The sequence below is a fragment of the Corallococcus sp. AB032C genome (genome assembly GCF_003668935.1).
Lineage (GTDB): Bacteria > Myxococcota > Myxococcia > Myxococcales > Myxococcaceae > Corallococcus > Corallococcus exiguus.
Genome location: NZ_RAWP01000013.1, coordinates 16589 through 30892 on the forward strand (window position 1 = coordinate 16589; position 14304 = coordinate 30892).

At 67.4% G+C, this 14304-nt stretch carries 13 protein-coding genes; 8 read left to right on the plus strand and 5 right to left on the minus strand.

Features of this window, described 5'->3' with window-relative positions:
* Positions 1 to 47 precede the first annotated feature (47 nt).
* Positions 48 to 2378, minus strand: a complete 2331-nt coding sequence (locus D7X99_RS07990; RefSeq protein ID WP_158626950.1) for a S8 family serine peptidase — start codon at positions 2376 to 2378, stop codon at positions 48 to 50.
* A gap of 277 nt (positions 2379 to 2655) precedes the next feature.
* On the opposite strand from D7X99_RS07990, the gene D7X99_RS07995 reads away from it, so the two are divergent.
* Together D7X99_RS07995 and D7X99_RS08000 are read left to right on the plus strand one after the other, a co-directional pair.
* Positions 2656 to 3924 (plus strand): hypothetical protein, encoded by a 1269-nt coding sequence (locus tag D7X99_RS07995; RefSeq protein ID WP_233613190.1) that lies wholly within the window; start codon positions 2656 to 2658, stop codon positions 3922 to 3924.
* Positions 3925 to 3990: 66 nt separating this feature from the next.
* Positions 3991 to 5025: a hypothetical protein gene (locus D7X99_RS08000; RefSeq protein ID WP_121777243.1), complete on the plus strand. Its 1035-nt coding sequence runs from the start codon at positions 3991 to 3993 to the stop codon at positions 5023 to 5025.
* Here the strand turns inward: D7X99_RS08000 and D7X99_RS08005 are convergent, their stop codons facing one another.
* The 3 genes from D7X99_RS08005 to D7X99_RS08015 all read right to left on the minus strand — a co-directional run bounded on the left by D7X99_RS08005 (position 5026) and on the right by D7X99_RS08015 (position 7421).
* Positions 5026 to 5535 (minus strand): GNAT family N-acetyltransferase, encoded by a 510-nt coding sequence (locus D7X99_RS08005; protein ID WP_121777244.1) that lies wholly within the window; start codon positions 5533 to 5535, stop codon positions 5026 to 5028. It abuts the gene before it with no gap.
* Positions 5532 to 6521 carry an alpha/beta hydrolase gene (locus D7X99_RS08010; protein ID WP_121777245.1) on the minus strand — a complete coding sequence of 330 codons (990 nt, stop codon included), beginning with the start codon at positions 6519 to 6521 and terminating at the stop codon, positions 5532 to 5534. The genes D7X99_RS08005 and D7X99_RS08010 overlap by 4 nt, the downstream gene beginning before the upstream one ends.
* 102 nt (positions 6522 to 6623) lie before the next feature.
* Positions 6624 to 7421, minus strand: a complete 798-nt coding sequence (locus tag D7X99_RS08015) for an endonuclease/exonuclease/phosphatase family protein (RefSeq protein ID WP_121777246.1) — start codon at positions 7419 to 7421, stop codon at positions 6624 to 6626.
* Between the two features lie 701 nt (positions 7422 to 8122).
* Between D7X99_RS08015 and D7X99_RS43095 the strand changes: the two genes are divergently transcribed.
* The 3 genes from D7X99_RS43095 to D7X99_RS08030 all read left to right on the plus strand — a co-directional run bounded on the left by D7X99_RS43095 (position 8123) and on the right by D7X99_RS08030 (position 9943).
* Positions 8123 to 8761, plus strand: coding sequence for a hypothetical protein (locus D7X99_RS43095; RefSeq protein WP_199756326.1), 639 nt, complete (start codon positions 8123 to 8125; stop codon positions 8759 to 8761).
* Positions 8758 to 9303 carry a hypothetical protein gene (locus D7X99_RS08025; RefSeq protein WP_121777247.1) on the plus strand — a complete coding sequence of 182 codons (546 nt, stop codon included), beginning with the start codon at positions 8758 to 8760 and terminating at the stop codon, positions 9301 to 9303. The genes D7X99_RS43095 and D7X99_RS08025 overlap by 4 nt, the downstream gene beginning before the upstream one ends.
* 103 nt (positions 9304 to 9406) lie before the next feature.
* Positions 9407 to 9943, plus strand: coding sequence for a DinB family protein (locus D7X99_RS08030; RefSeq protein WP_121777248.1), 537 nt, complete (start codon positions 9407 to 9409; stop codon positions 9941 to 9943).
* A gap of 5 nt (positions 9944 to 9948) precedes the next feature.
* Here the strand turns inward: D7X99_RS08030 and D7X99_RS08035 are convergent, their stop codons facing one another.
* A complete protein-coding gene (locus D7X99_RS08035) occupies positions 9949 to 10584 on the minus strand; it encodes a collagen-like protein (protein WP_121777249.1) in 636 nt (211 codons plus the stop codon).
* Positions 10585 to 10770: 186 nt separating this feature from the next.
* Between D7X99_RS08035 and D7X99_RS08040 the strand changes: the two genes are divergently transcribed.
* Genes D7X99_RS08040 through D7X99_RS08050 form a run of 3 tightly spaced genes read left to right on the plus strand, consistent with a single transcriptional unit; the run spans position 10771 to position 14238 of the window.
* Positions 10771 to 11415, plus strand: a complete 645-nt coding sequence (locus D7X99_RS08040; RefSeq protein ID WP_158626951.1) for a nuclease-related domain-containing protein — start codon at positions 10771 to 10773, stop codon at positions 11413 to 11415.
* A gap of 46 nt (positions 11416 to 11461) precedes the next feature.
* On the plus strand, positions 11462 to 11791 hold the full coding sequence (locus D7X99_RS08045; RefSeq protein ID WP_120595786.1) for a helix-turn-helix transcriptional regulator: 330 nt from the start codon (positions 11462 to 11464) through the stop codon (positions 11789 to 11791).
* On the plus strand, positions 11788 to 14238 hold the full coding sequence (locus D7X99_RS08050; protein ID WP_121777250.1) for an excinuclease ABC subunit UvrA: 2451 nt from the start codon (positions 11788 to 11790) through the stop codon (positions 14236 to 14238). Before D7X99_RS08045 ends, D7X99_RS08050 begins: the two co-directional genes overlap by 4 nt.
* Positions 14239 to 14304: the final 66 nt, after the last annotated feature.

Sequence of the window (14304 nt, forward strand, 5' to 3'; positions counted from 1 at the left end):
AAGAATGAAGATCCGAAACCCAGAGGGTCAAGGCCCCCGCGCGCCAGTCAACTCAAGGCGCTGCCCTGGAGGGCCGGCGTCTGTCTGGCATTGAGCGCGCCGACCCGCGCGGCCAGGGGCGAGCGGAGCAGCGTGAACACCTGCTCCCGGTGCTGCTCCAGGCTCCGGCGCAGCTTCGGCGTGCCGTAGCGCGTGAGCAGGCCGCACCAGCGCTCCAGGGACTCCCGCTGCGACTCCGTCTCCAGCGCTGGCGTCGCGTCCGCGTCCAGCGCCCCCTCCAGCAGGCTGCGCAGCATCCGCGGTCCACTGCCCCGGTGCCACAGCGTGGCCACCCGCCGGTTCGTGTTGATGAGGCGCCTCACCTCGCTGAAGTGCCGGCTCACCACCGACGCCAGCTCCTCTCCCTCTGGCAGCGCGAGCAGCCTCGCCCTCACGATTCGCAGCGCGGGGGGAAGATCGGCGGGAGCCCGCGTCAGCCGCCGCACGGGAGCGCTGTGCGGACCGCCTCCGCCCCCACCGCCCGCCGGCTCGGGCACCCGGTCCATGGCGGCCTGCGCGTCGAGCTTGCCCGCGCCCCACACCTGAGGAGGCTCGCCGTCCGGAGGTGGACGCGCGGACTGCTGGAGGTGTTCGAGGATCTGATCGCGGGTGAGCGTGGGGTTCTTCTCCAACATCAGCGCGATGGTCCCCGTCACATGCGGTGCCGACATGCTGGTGCCGGAGTCGTCCCTGTACAGACAGCAGCACGCGTCGGGGCAGCAGGAGCAGCAGTGGCCCGGCTGGTTGGCGGCGTTGGCCTTCGCCGACGTGATCTTCAAGCCCGGCGCGGCGATGTCCGGTTTGGGGTTGGTGTTCGCGTTGCGCGCCACGGGCCCCCGGCCCGACGAGGCGGAGATCCCCGAGGAGGGAGAGAAGTCGCACCAGCCCGTGCGCGAATCATGGTTGGCGACGGTGATGGCGCTCACGGAGGTGGAGGGAATCGAGAGCGTCGAACTGGGGGACGCCCGCAGCTTGTCGTCCGGCGGGCTCTGGATGCCCAGGAACCGGGGCGCGTGCGTACCCCGGTCGATCCAGGCATGGAACCGCACCGCGCCCGCGTTGGGATGGGTGAGCGTGAGCTTCCAGTCCCCGGCCGGGAGGTCGCCGGAGTCCGGCTGGGTGAGCGTGATACGGAAGTTGTTGTCCCGGCCGTGCGGTCCCTGGGCGTTCCCGGAGATGTCCACCACGACCTGCCGGTCCTCGGGATCATCCGGGTTGGCCACGAAGGTGGCGTCATCGCCGTGGTTGACGGTGCCGCTGGAGTGATTGCCAGGAGCGACGACCTCCAGGTTCAGCGTGCCCGCGCGCGCATACCAGAGGTCCAGCACGGCATCACCGGAGTGTCCGTCCCGGACCGTGAACTCGATGTCCTGGGAGTCATGTCCGGACACGCTCCCCCGCACGTGCCAGCGCTTGTTGGCGGCGTTGCCGGCCGACACCACCACGACCCGCCCCGTCTGGCCCGCGAGGTGCGCGTCGATGGCCCGCTCCACGGGGCTGGTGCCGTCATGCGCGCCCAGGTTGTCCCCCTGGCTGATGTTGATGACGGCGGCCCGCCCCGCGCTCGTGGCACGGGTGAAGATGAAGTCGATGGCGTCGATGACGCTGTCATTCGAGCCCAGGTCGGGCTCGTCCTGATCGCTCGCGTACCTCACGATGATGAGGTCCGCCTCCGGCGCCACGCCGACATAGGTCCCCCCCAGCGGATGGCAACAGGACGCGGCGGCGCCACTGCCCGCGGCGATGCCTGCGACATGGGTGCCGTGGCCCGATGAATCCTCGGTGCGCGCCTGGCCCGTGTCGTTCGCGAGCGCCGCGGAGAGGAAGTCCCGCTCATAGATGACGCCCAGGTCGTCGGGGCCGGCGGTCTCCGTCCCCTTCGCGGTGAGCCGCATGTCCCACAGCGCGAGGATGCGGGACTTGTTCCCGTCCGCCACGAAGCCGCGATGACGCCAGTCGATCCCCCCGTCAATGATGCCCACGATGACGCCCTTGCCCGTGTACGGCGGGGGCCCTGTGTGGACCGCGTCGGCGTGAATCTCCGGGACGCTGTAGTCCAACTGAGGCCGCATCCGGCACCCGCCATCCACCTGCACCACGTGCTCGACGGCTCCCAGGGCCTCCAGCCTTTCGGGGGGCAGGGAGCCCGTCGCGATGCTGTAACCCTGCGTCGGGTGGGTGACGACGCTGCGCACCCTGAGGCCGGCGGCCCGCAGGTCCTCCAGCGGGCCGGTGAACTCGACCGCGAGGCTGACGCGCTTCGGCTCCTCCGCCAGCCCCCTCCGGGCGGCGGCGCTCCGCGCGTGACGGCGGAGCTCGGGTGACAGCTTGGAGTTCATGACGCCCCCGGCGCGCATGCGGCCGCCCACCGCGCGGACCCACGCGTCCCCTCGAAGATGGAGGTCACGCTCCCGCAGTTGCAAGGAGCCCACCGGACCAGGACCCGTCGTGCGGAGGTTGGCATGACGGGAACGGCTCGCGCATCTACGCCGCGGGAAGCTCCACGATGCCTCTGGCTTCATCCGTGATCCGAATGGCTGTCTGCTCTCTCTACGATAGAACGGGGGCTTCTTCCCGCACCGCACCCTTGAGATGACCCATCCCGATACCTCCGTCATGGCCCTGCGGGCCCGCGTCTACGACTCCCGCAACAGCCACTTCGATGCGGAGGGCCGCTACAGCCATCGGATCCCCTCCACCTTCACGGAGGCGGAGCATCAGCAACTGCGGGACACCGGGTTGGTACCCAATGTCTTCATCCAGTGGGGACATGACGAGGTCATCACCCGGTTGCGCAAGTCCGCCGCGGCGTTCGACCTGCGTCCCGCGGCCGATGCGTTCGTGGCCTCGATGGGGTCCGCCGACCTCGCCTGGTTGACCGTACTGCCCGCCGCTGTCCTCGGACGCGCCATGCCGGTCCACGCCGAGGACCCCATGGGCGGCGGCAGCTGCCGTGTCTGCTTCTTCAAGGCGGACGCCATCGACACCACCCAGGCCGCGTACTTCCGTCACCTGGAGGGCGCGGGCTGGGGTGACGCCCAACCGGCCGACGGCGTCCTCGCACTGAACGCCGCCATCGCCAGTCCACCGTCCGACTGGCCGAAGCCCACGCCGCGAGACGTCTGGGTGTTCCACCAGGTGCTCGACCTGCTGCGCGGCCTTCCCTCCACGGCACGCTACAGCCAGGCGCGCACCGCGCTCCACAAGGCCGGGCTTCTGAGCGCCGGCCGTCCCTCGCGCTGCGGGACCGTGCTGGAAGCGCTCGCGTTCATCGGCATCCTGCAGACACCCGAGCACCCGGGCCTGATGACCCGCTTCACGACCGCCATCGAGCGCGACCAGCGCCCATCGGTCCGCGTGGAGGTGCCAGCGCCGCTGGCGTGGTGGTCGGCGAAGGAGGGCCTCCAGGAGACGTTGGTGACCACGCTGTTCGGCCATCTCGAGCGACCGAGGGCGGAGCCCACCCCGCCGCCAGCAGCGCCTACCGCGCGCCGCAAGACGGCCAGCCCGGCCGGCGCCCGGCCCAAGTCCATCCCCGGCCCGCCAGCCCCGGGCAGCGTGTATGCCATTCGCTTCCGCGAGGACCTGTGGGGTGCCGCCTATTGCCATGAGGTGCGCACCGACGGCCGAGGCCGGATGGAGTTCCTCGACCTGCTCTCCCCCACTCCGCCCACGGCGGACCAGCTGACAGGCATCGGTTTCCGGGACCGCCTGAATGGCGAGCGCTGGCAGACCTGGTGCGGCGGTCTCGACAAGACTCCTGGGGTCAAACGCATCGCGACGGATGTACCTGCCCCCGCGCACGGCCAGCCCGTGCCGGAGCGCATCCCCAACGGCGGCGCCCGCGACCTGCAGCACCTGGCCGGGTGGAACTTCAGATTCTGAGCGCGTTTCCCGCGCAACTTCCGCGCGCGGTCCGGGTTCATGGGGGCTTTCCTGGAGGAAGTCCCCATGAAGCGAAGCGGAACGACGCAGTTCATCTGGGCGTGCGCGCTGTGGGCCCTGGGCACCGCCGGCTGTGGAAACCCGGAGGACACGCTCGACTCCGGTGATGGCGTGACCTGGGGAACGTCCCAGGCGGCCCTCACCGTGTATGAGCAGGCCGCGCTGGATACGGCCAACAACGCGGCGGGCTGCAAGTCGCTCGGGAACTTCTACTGGGAGATTGGCAACGGGTCCGGGCTGCTCTACGGCCTCACGAAGGGCAGCGGCGTCACGGCCACGACGGTGATGCCCATCGCGTCCGCGAGCAAGTGGCTGTACGTGGGGGCCTACGTGCAGTCCAAGGGCTACGCGAACCTGACCTCGGACGACAAGAAGCGGCTCAACTTCACCAGCGGCTACATCGACGAGAACACCACCCTGTGTGACGCCGCCGGGACGACCGTCTCCGCGTGCTACGGGCCGTCCTTCAAGGACGTCACCTATCGCCCGCTCCAGAACGGCCGCTTCTTCTACAACGGCGGGCACATGCAGAAGCTGGCCCTGGATGACATCGGCGCGCGCAAGGGCACGGGTCTCCTGAGCGTCATGGATTGGCTCAATCCCTTGCTGGGCACCACCTTCCCGGAGTCCGACAGCGACGTCGCCGTGGCGGGAGGTTTCTCCGGCAGCGCGGCGCAGTACCGCGTCTTCCTGCTGAAGATGATCAACAGCCAGTACGCGCTGTCCTCCAAGCTGGCCGTGGACTCCGTGCCCGCCTGGCCGGGAGGCCCCAACGTGGCCTACACGCCGTGGAGCGCCGCAGGCGAGGCGTACTACGGGCTCGGGCACTGGATCGAAGGAGAGACCGTCGGCAGTTCCTGGACCGTGACGGGCCATTCGTCGGCGGGGGCGTTCGGCTTCTATCCCTGGGTGAACGCGGCCAGGACCCAGTACATGGTCCTGGCGCGCAGCCGTCAGCTCGGCAGCGAGGAGGGCGAGAAGTCACGCGCCTGTGCCCAGACCGTCCGCAAGGCGTACGAGACGGGCGTGGCGCAACCGTGATCAGGGCATCCTGTCCTTGCGCATGAACACCCGCCGGCTCTCGTCGAGCCCCCGTGCAAGATGCTCGGCCCGGATGACCTCCAGGGCCGGCGTCAGGGTCTCGACGACCCGGAAGCCCAGCCGCGCGTAGTAGGGCGCGTTCCACGGCACGTCTCGGAAGGTGGAGAGCAACAGGGCGGGCCATGCCGGCTCGAGGGCCGAGATAAGCGCGGCGCCCAACCGCCGTCCGGCATGGGTCGGCAGCACGTCCAGTTGCTCGATGTAACCGCAACCCTCCACGGGTCGAGCCATCAGGAAGGCGACCGGACTCCCATCCTCCCCTTCCGCGACGGTCAGCCCACCCGTGGCGATGCGGGCCGCGAGCGTGGCCGCGTCGGTGGGTTCATCCTCCACCAGGGCCGCGAGGTCCGTGCCCAGGAAACGGCGCGCGGAGAGACGCTCGATTTCGCGCACACGCGCGATCTCGTCGAGGCGGGCGGGGCGCAGGCGCGCAGAGGGATGCACAATCATGGGACAGGCAGTGTGCCCCCGCTCGCAACACCGCGGGCGAACATCCGTCCCAGCCACGCGTCGCGCGTCGCAATGCAGGCGCGCGCCACGTCGGACTGGGGGGCGATGTCGTAGAAGCCATGGAAGGCTCCGCCCCAGACGTGCAGTTCGCACTCGCCGCCCGCATCGAGGATGCCGCGCGCATAGGCGACGGCTTCATCCCGGAACGTCTCCCCTGCCGCGACGTCGATGAAGGTCGGCGGCAGCCCCCGCAGGTCCGTGGCGCGCGCGGGCGCTGAATAGGGAGACACGTCCGGGCCCCCACAGCGCTCGCCCAGCACCGCGCGCCAGGCCGTCAGATTGCTCGTGCGGTCCCAGACGCCGACGCCGTCATACCGATGGGCGGATTCCGTCTCGTTGCGGTCATCCAGCATCGGGCATTGCAGCAGTTGGCCCAACAGCTTCGGGCCGCGCCGATCCCGGGCCAGGAGCGTGGTTCCCGCCGCGAGCCCGCCACCGCCGCTCCCGCCGAAGATGACCAACTGCTTCGGATCAAACCGCAGCCGCTCGGCGTTCGCCGCCATCCAGAGCAGCCCGGCGTAACAGTCCTCCACCAGGGTCGGTGCCGGATGCTCGGGCGCCAGCCGGTATTCGACCGTCACGCAGACCGCGTCATGACGGAGCGCCCAGTCCACGAGCGGCTTCGCTCCCGCGAAGCGGGTCCCCATCACCATCCCGCCGCCATGGATGAAATAGACGGCAGGCCCCGGGACCGAATGGCCCTGCCGTGCAATGACGGAGACCGTGATCTCGGCGCCTTGATAACCGGGGATGCTGTAATCGACGCAGTGGACCTTCGCGTCGCCAAGCAGGTCCTCCCGGGCCACGCGGCTCAAGCCACGGAAATGTTCCAGCTGTGCCAGCGTCATCTGCCGGGGCACATACCCCTCCAGCGCGGGCAGGAGGGCGGCCAGCTGTGGGTCGAACTCAATGGGGTGAGCGCTCATCCTCGAAGAGGATCAAGCCTCGACGCTCGCGTCAAACGATCTCTGCATCTGAACGCTGGGCCGAGAAGCGGGGGTTGCTCTTCTTGTTCACGAGGAGGCGCCTTACGCGTCGCTGAAGCGCGCGGTCACGGCGTGGTGGTCGGAGGCCGTGCCTACGTCCACCACTTGAGCCGCGAGCAGCCGCCAAGCCAACCTGGGCGAGGCGAAGACGAAGTCCGTGCGGAAGTCGATGACCTCCCCCTCGCGTTGGCGCCGGGCGGTAACCCACTGGGAATCGGCCGGCTTGAGGCGAAGTGTGTCCAGCCAGCCGAAGCCCTCCAGGTCGTCGACGACGTCGAAGCGTGGCGGATGTCCGTACTTGTCCACCCGCGCACGGCGGACGCGGTCGGCCAGGTCCACCGGGTAGGGATCCGCGCGGGACAGGGAGTTGAGGTCCCCGGCCAGGATGAAGGCCCGCTCACCGAAGACCGTGGGCTCGATGAGGGAGCTCAGATAGCGCGCCTCCACGAAGCGCAGGGACTCATGGTGGGAGTCGAAGTGGGCGGCGAAGAGGGTCAGCGGCTCCGCGCCCGTCTCCAGTTCACACTCAAGGAGGCAGTGGCCGATGAAATGGGCATTGGCGTGGGCGCGGACCGAGCGCAGGGGCAAGCGGCTCGCGACGGCCACGTGGTAGCGGCTGCCGCTGGGACGGGGACGCGCGATGCCCAGTCTCACGTGGGCGTCGGTGGCGGGGAGGTTGAGCGCGGCGGCGACCTGACGGAGCCGCTCGCCGTCCTCCCAACCCAGGCACTCCTGCAGCACGAGCACGTCCGGGCGCTCACGGGCGATGAGGGCCAGGAGCAGCGGCATCCGCTCCTCGCCTCCCATCAGGGTGTTGAGCGTCATCACCTTCAGCGGCATGCCGGACAGACTACCTCCGCAGGCATCGCGGGGGCTTTCGTCTACGGCGCGTCTCTCTATACCCACCCCACCATGAGTCCAGACAGTGACTCACATCGCAAGGGACAGAAAAGGGGTGGTACCATGGCGATGAACCATACGACCACTGGCGGATGCCATGCCATTTGAAGCCCAGCAGCCCACCACGTATCCCTGGCCTGGCAAAGTCATTCCTTGGAGTGCCGCGCTCAGGCACGGGCCGGCCAAAAGCACTCGTACGCTGGCGGATCTGCCACATGGAGAAAACGTCCAGATCGTTTCCAGCTCGGGTGGCTGGCTTTACGTTGAGTGCCGTCACGAAAGCCGAATGCCCTTGAAGGGATACGTGTCACGTGAGCTGATCAAGCACGCCCAACCCACACACTCGTCCGCGGCCGACTCTCAGAACGCCAAAACGGTCGTCACACCGCAGCACTTTGGTTCCCCCCGTCCGGCAAGATTACAGTCCGGCTCACGACCCCTCTGTCGCATTTCAACTAACCCAACCGAAGATCATCGCCATCGCCACGGACACATATTTAAAGCCTACGCATTTCATTGCGGACCCAAAGCTTCCGGGCAAACACGTACTGGGGTTCGGCCAGGACCTTTCGTTCGCAACGGGACGTGCGCAGCCTTATGGACCCAGCGTGGGTACAACTCCCGCTGCCCTGGATGGCAAGATGCGCCGCCTGCTGAAGGAGTTCGCGGGCAATGACACCCGAGGCAAGGCCCGGCGGCTGTTTGATGCCTTTCTCAAGCCACAGCGCGCCTTGCTCTTCTGGAGTGACTCTGGCCTCACCGCGGATGCTGAGGTTCATCCCAACATCACCACCTTCGTCCATCGAGCACTGTCCGCACCGAATTCGCCGGAGCGCACAGCGGGACAGGTGCGAATCCATCAGGCGCTCGAAAAAGTGGGCTGGAACATCAATGCGGTCACGCCCATAAAAGGGTTGGGCGTACCCGCGTTCAACGAAGGCAGCCCCGCTTGGCATACAGGTGATTTCAGCAATGGGCTGGGGGTGATGATCAATGGCATCCAGCACGTCGTCGTCGTCGCAAAGGAGTACCGGTTCGACCGACCCAAGAGCGAGTACACCATCAAACTAGAGTATGTCTTCTACGACGTTTTCGGTCTGGATGATGACGACCTGCAAGAGTATGGCGCGGATGGCGGATTCGACAGCGACGCGTCACAGGGCATTACGGCCTGGTGGCAGCTACAGTTCCAACATGGGTATGTACCGCTCATCACCCGAATCGCCTTCGAGCGGGAGTTCACGGTTCCCGTTCCCGCCGCAGGAGCCGCACGCCGATGACCGCCGCACGTTGGAAGAACCCGGGCGCGATCGGACTCGGTGCGCTGCTGTCGGGCCTGCTGGCCGCGCCTTGGGTTTATGTCGTCGCCTTCAATGCGCTCTTCGCGTTTCCACCACCCTTTGCCTTGATGGTGGCCCCCCTGTTGCTCGTAGCGACACTGGATCTCGGACTGGAGGCGTTCGCACGGCTCCATGGGTTCACGCGGCTCCGGCGACTGGGAGCGGCCCTGTCGGTAGGTAGTCTGCTCACGAGCCTCTGGGTACTGTCGGGCTTCACGCTGATGACCGATTCCGAGCGGCTGGGATTGCTGGCCACTGTTTGGCTCGGGGCCTCACTGGCCTGCCTCATCATCTGGTTGGCAATCGGCGTTACTGGCCCCGCGGTGCTCCTCCATTCGCGCCTGGATTCACCACTGAGACGGCGAGCCGCGCTGGCCGTGGCGTTGCTGCTGTTCGGTAGCCTTTTCGCGCTCTGCCTTCACTACTTGTTGACGCCCGCGAGCTTCATCGGGGGTCCGCCTTCGCCAGTTCCCATCGGATGAAGGACTCCGCGGGCCACCTCCCCTTCCGCCCGCTTCTCCATGACCCGTCGGTGGGGTCCAGCTGGGTCTTGAGGCACGTGCTCCGCCATGGAAGGCTCGATGGATGGAAACCCAGGAGAACAGCAGCCTTCGAAGCGTGTTGCTGACCCAGTTGGACACAGCCTGGGCGCTCACCCAATACCATCTCAACGGACTCACCACGCAGGAGTGCCTGCTCCGGCCCGCACGAAAGGGCCTGCACGTGGAGCAAGGCACGGACGGCGTCTGGCGCGCGGAGTGGCCGGAGTCAGAGGGCTATGACATCGGGCCCGCGTCCATCGCCTGGCTGACCTGGCACATGGGGTTCTGGTGGTCGATGGTGCATGACCACTCGTTTGGTACCGGCGCACTGAAGCGCGAGGACGTGCACTGGCCTGGAACCGCCGAGGGCGTGCAGGCGTGGATCCCACGCCTGCACGCCCAGTGGCGAAGCGCCGTCACGGGGCTGGACGACTCCGAGCTACACGCGTCGACGCGCACCCGGTGGCCCCTGGAGGGCAGGCCCTTCGCGGACATCGTCGCGTGGGTGAACCTGGAGCTGATGAAGAACGCGGCGGAGTTGGGCTACGCGCGCTTCGTCCTGGCCGTGGCGGACAGATAGCTGAATCAGACGTCGCCGCTGGCGGAGCCCACGATGCGGATATCGCTCGACCCCGGATTGCTGCACGTCGCATCAATGCTGACCCGCCAACTGGGAACATCCGAATGGACGATGAGCGTCCCTCTCCATGCGGAGCAGGCGATCGTGGCGCTGCCGGAATGAATGATGACTCTCGAATCCGGCAGCGTCACGACTTGTCCAGCCAGCGGAAGCGGGCGGCCGATGATGACATGGACGGAGCGGCCGACCATCTCCGGGCAGCTTCCCGTCGTCTTGGGCGGAGCAATGTAGAAGGTGAAACTGTTCTGGTCGCAGGTCGAAGGCGCCACGCAATAGTTTTCCTTGTCCCTCTTTTCATCGAAGACGTAGGTCTGACCCGAGATGGCGGGGCTCGTGAACGACCAGTCACAAGTGGCCTTCGCGGGCCGGCAGCAAGCCGTGGCACCGCCGGAACAATCCGTCGTGAAGCAGCCCACCGGGTTGTTGTCCGAGCCTCCAGCACAAGCCCCAAGGCTGAACGCATCCCTACCGGATCGGCTGCACGAGAACAGGTGCGCACCGTCGCAAAAGGCCCTGCCGGGCTCGCAGACAACCGCGCCCAGGAGGCTGTCGGAAGCGGCGACCAGGGGCTCGGGAGACATCTGGGGTCCCAGGGACCCTTCATCCCCCAGACAGGCAGTGACGAGAGACAGGAAGACACACAATGAAACGACGACAAGGGAGCGCGTTCGCATGGCCGGACAAATAGGCCTCCGCACCCTCTCCGGTGAATCCCTCCGGAGGGGTATGCTCAGTCCGGCTCAACCAAGGTCATGCGTGGGGGTGTCATGCCGAAGCAACACAACGGAGCGGATGATCCGAACGCCGCTGGGTACTCCGTCCGCCGGCCCGGAGAGAGCGCACGCGAGAAGCAGAACGCGCTCGCGAAGGCCGCGCCGATCAAGACCTTCTTCACGCGGCTCTTCGGAATGCACACCGATGAGCGTGCCTGGGGGCGCGGCGCCGAAGGCGAGGAACGCGTAGGCCGGTTGCTCGAACCCCTGCGAGCGCAGGGCTGGTTCATCCAGCACGACGTCAGGATTGGCCAGAACGGCGCGAACGTGGATCACCTCGTGATTGGCCCGCCGGGCGTCTACGTCATCAACACCAAGTTCCTCCGCCAGAACGTGTGGGTCGCCGGGAACGTCATCAAGGTCGGCGGCTCCAACAAGGACTACGTGAGGAAGGGCGAAGCAGAGGCCAAGCGGGTCCGTGAGAAGCTGCTCGCGGCGACGCGACTCCGCTCGCTCTGGGTCCAAAGCCTGCTGGTCTTCGTGGACGCGGAGCTCGTGGTGAGGGAGCCACCGAGGAACGTCCCGGTGCTCGGAGATCACGAACTGGTTACGGCCCTGCTCGCCCAGGAAGTCACGCTGGGGCGGGACGAAGTCATGGCGCTCGCCAGGGCCGCCCAGCAGATGGCGACCTGGGGCTGAGCGCCCCGCGCTTGACTATCCATAAGCCTCAACTTATGCGTCGCGCATGCAGCGCGTGGCCGTGGCCGAGAACAAGATCTTCCAGGCGCTGGCGGACCCGAACCGCCGGGCGATTCTCGTGTCACTCACGCGTGGCGAAGCGGCGGTGAAGGACCTCACGGCGCGATTCGACATCTCGCAGCCCGCGGTCTCCCAGCACCTCGCGGCCTTGAAGGGCGCTGGCCTGGTGAAGGGCCGGCGTGAAGGGCGTTGCACCTACTACCGGGTGGATCCACGCGGAATGAAGCCGCTCATCGACTGGATCGCGCACTACCGCGCGTTCTGGTCGGAGCACGTCGACCGCCTCGAACAACTGCTGGAGAAAATGGACCCATGACCTCCTCCGACAAGACCACCGCTCAGCGCCGTTCGAGCCCCGCGGACAGCCATGACCTGATCCGCGTCCAGGGCGCTCGCGAGAACAACCTGAAGGACGTCAGCGTGGAGCTGCCCAAGCGGCGGCTCACCGTCTTCACCGGCGTCTCCGGCTCCGGCAAGTCGTCGCTCGTCTTCGGCACCATCGCCGCGGAGTCGCAGCGGTTGATCAACGAAACCTACAGCGCGTTCGTCCAGGGTTTCATGCCCACGCTGGGCCGCCCCGAGGTCGACGTCCTGGAAGGACTCACGACCGCCATCATCGTCGACCAGGAGCGCATGGGCGCGAACTCCCGCTCAACGGTCGGCACCGCGACGGACGCCAACGCCATGCTGCGCGTGCTGTTCAGCCGCCTGGGCAAGCCTTACATCGGTTCGTCCAACGCGTTCTCCTTCAACGTCCCGTCGGTCCGCGCCACAGGTGAGATGACCGTAGAGAAGGGCGAGGGCAGCAAGACCGAGAAGAAGGTCTTCAACGTCACCGGCGGCATGTGTCCGAAGTGCGAGGGCATGGGGCAGGTCAGCGACATCGATCTGACCCAGCTGTATGACGACAGCAAGTCGCTCAACGAGGGCGCCCTCACCATCCCCGGCTACAACGTGGACGGCTGGCTCGTGCGCATCTTCGGGGCCTCGGGCTTCATCGACCCGGACAAGCCGATCCGCAAGTACACCAAGCAGGAGCTCCACGACTTCCTCTACAAGGAACAGACCAAGGTGAAGGTCGACAAGATGAACCTCACCTACGAGGGGCTCATCCTGCGGATCCAGAAGTCGTTCCTGTCCAAGGACGTGGACGCGATGCAGCCGCACATCCGTGCGTTCGTGGAGCGCGCGGTCACGTTCACCTCCTGCCCCGAATGCAAGGGCACCCGGCTCAGCGCGCCCGCCCGGTCCTCCAAGATCAAGGGCATCAACATCGCCGACGCCTGCGCGATGCAGATCAGCGACCTGGCCGAGTGGGTGCGCGGCCTGGACTCGCCGTCCGTGGCCCCGCTGCTGGCGTCGCTGCGGCACACGCTCGAATCGTTCGTGGAGATCGGCCTGGGCTACCTCAGCCTCGACCGGCCTGCCGGCACGCTGTCGGGCGGTGAGGCGCAGCGCACCAAGATGATCCGCCACCTCGGGTCCTCGCTCACCGACGTGACCTACGTCTTCGACGAACCGACGGTCGGACTGCACCCGCACGACATCCAGCGGATGAACGAGCTGCTGCTGCGGCTGCGTGACAAGGGCAACACCGTGCTCGTGGTCGAGCACAAGCCGGAGATGATCGCGATCGCCGACCACGTCGTCGACCTGGGACCCGGAGCCGGCACCGCTGGCGGCGAGGTGGTCTTCGAAGGCACCGTCGAGGCGCTGCGCGCGAGCGACACGCTCACCGGGCGCCACCTGAGCGACCGGGTCGCCCTGAAGTCGTCCGTGCGCAAGCCGTCTGGCGTGCTGAAGGTGCGCGGCGCCGGCACGCACAACCTGAAGAAGGTCGATGTCGACATCCCGCTCGGCGTGCTGGTGGTGGTGACGGGCGTGGCCGGGTCCGGCAAGAGCTCGCTGATCCACGGCTCGGTGGGAAACCGGGACGGGGTGGTGTCCATCGATCAGGCTCCGATTCGCGGCTCGCGGCGGAGCAACCCGGCGACGTACACCGACATGTTGGAGCCGATCCGCAAGGCGTTCGCGAAGGCCAACGGCGTGAAGCCCGCCCTGTTCAGCGCCAACTCCGAAGGCGCCTGCCCGACCTGCAACGGCGCCGGCGTCATCTACACCGACCTGGCGATGATGGCCGGCGTCAGCACGGTCTGCGAGGACTGCGAAGGCCGGCGGTTCCAGGCGTCGGTGCTGGAGTACAAGCTCGGCGGGCTCAACATCGCCCAGGTGCTCGACCTGCCCGTGAAGGACGCGGTCGCCTTCTTCGGCTCTGGCAAGGCGCAGACGCCGGCCGCGTCCGCCATCCTCCAGCGCATGGCCGATGTGGGCCTCAGCTACCTCCGGCTCGGCCAGCCGCTCACCACGCTGTCGGGTGGCGAGCGGCAGCGGCTCAAGCTCGCGACGCACATGGGGGACGAAGGCGGCGTCTACGTGCTCGATGAGCCGACCACCGGTCTGCATCTGGCCGACCTCGAGCAACTGCTCGGGCTGTTGGACCGGTTGGTCGACGCCGGGAAGTCCGTCATCGTGATCGAGCACAACCAGGCGGTGATGGCGCACGCGGACTGGATCATCGACCTGGGGCCGGGCGCGGGCCACGACGGCGGACGCATCGTGTTCGAAGGCACCCCGGCCGACCTGGTGGCGGCGAAGTCGACGCTGACCGGTAAGCACCTGGCGGAATTCGTCAGTGGCGCTGCGAAGGCTGCCTCGGGGAAGGCATCTGAGCCGACTCGGGCTCGTTCCCAGAAGAAGTCTTAGCAAGACGGGCCTCCGAGCCCCCCGCGCGACGGAATGGTAGCCTCTCCCCGGCAGTCGTCCTGACAC

Excerpts from the sequence above, each read along its gene's own strand:
- D7X99_RS07990 (WP_158626950.1), bottom strand. The coding sequence starts at position 2,378 with ATGAACTCCAAGCTGTCACCCGAGCTCCGCCGTCACGCGCGGAGCGCC.
- D7X99_RS07995 (WP_233613190.1), top strand. The coding sequence starts at position 2,656 with ATGGCCCTGCGGGCCCGCGTCTACGACTCCCGCAACAGCCACTTCGAT.
- D7X99_RS08000 (WP_121777243.1), top strand. The coding sequence starts at position 3,991 with ATGAAGCGAAGCGGAACGACGCAGTTCATCTGGGCGTGCGCGCTGTGG.
- D7X99_RS08005 (WP_121777244.1), bottom strand. The coding sequence starts at position 5,535 with ATGATTGTGCATCCCTCTGCGCGCCTGCGCCCCGCCCGCCTCGACGAG.
- D7X99_RS08010 (WP_121777245.1), bottom strand. The coding sequence starts at position 6,521 with ATGAGCGCTCACCCCATTGAGTTCGACCCACAGCTGGCCGCCCTCCTG.
- D7X99_RS08015 (WP_121777246.1), bottom strand. The coding sequence starts at position 7,421 with ATGCCGCTGAAGGTGATGACGCTCAACACCCTGATGGGAGGCGAGGAG.
- D7X99_RS43095 (WP_199756326.1), top strand. The coding sequence starts at position 8,123 with ATGCGCCGCCTGCTGAAGGAGTTCGCGGGCAATGACACCCGAGGCAAG.
- D7X99_RS08025 (WP_121777247.1), top strand. The coding sequence starts at position 8,758 with ATGACCGCCGCACGTTGGAAGAACCCGGGCGCGATCGGACTCGGTGCG.
- D7X99_RS08030 (WP_121777248.1), top strand. The coding sequence starts at position 9,407 with ATGGAAACCCAGGAGAACAGCAGCCTTCGAAGCGTGTTGCTGACCCAG.
- D7X99_RS08035 (WP_121777249.1), bottom strand. The coding sequence starts at position 10,584 with ATGTCTCCCGAGCCCCTGGTCGCCGCTTCCGACAGCCTCCTGGGCGCG.
- D7X99_RS08040 (WP_158626951.1), top strand. The coding sequence starts at position 10,771 with ATGCCGAAGCAACACAACGGAGCGGATGATCCGAACGCCGCTGGGTAC.
- D7X99_RS08045 (WP_120595786.1), top strand. The coding sequence starts at position 11,462 with ATGCAGCGCGTGGCCGTGGCCGAGAACAAGATCTTCCAGGCGCTGGCG.
- D7X99_RS08050 (WP_121777250.1), top strand. The coding sequence starts at position 11,788 with ATGACCTCCTCCGACAAGACCACCGCTCAGCGCCGTTCGAGCCCCGCG.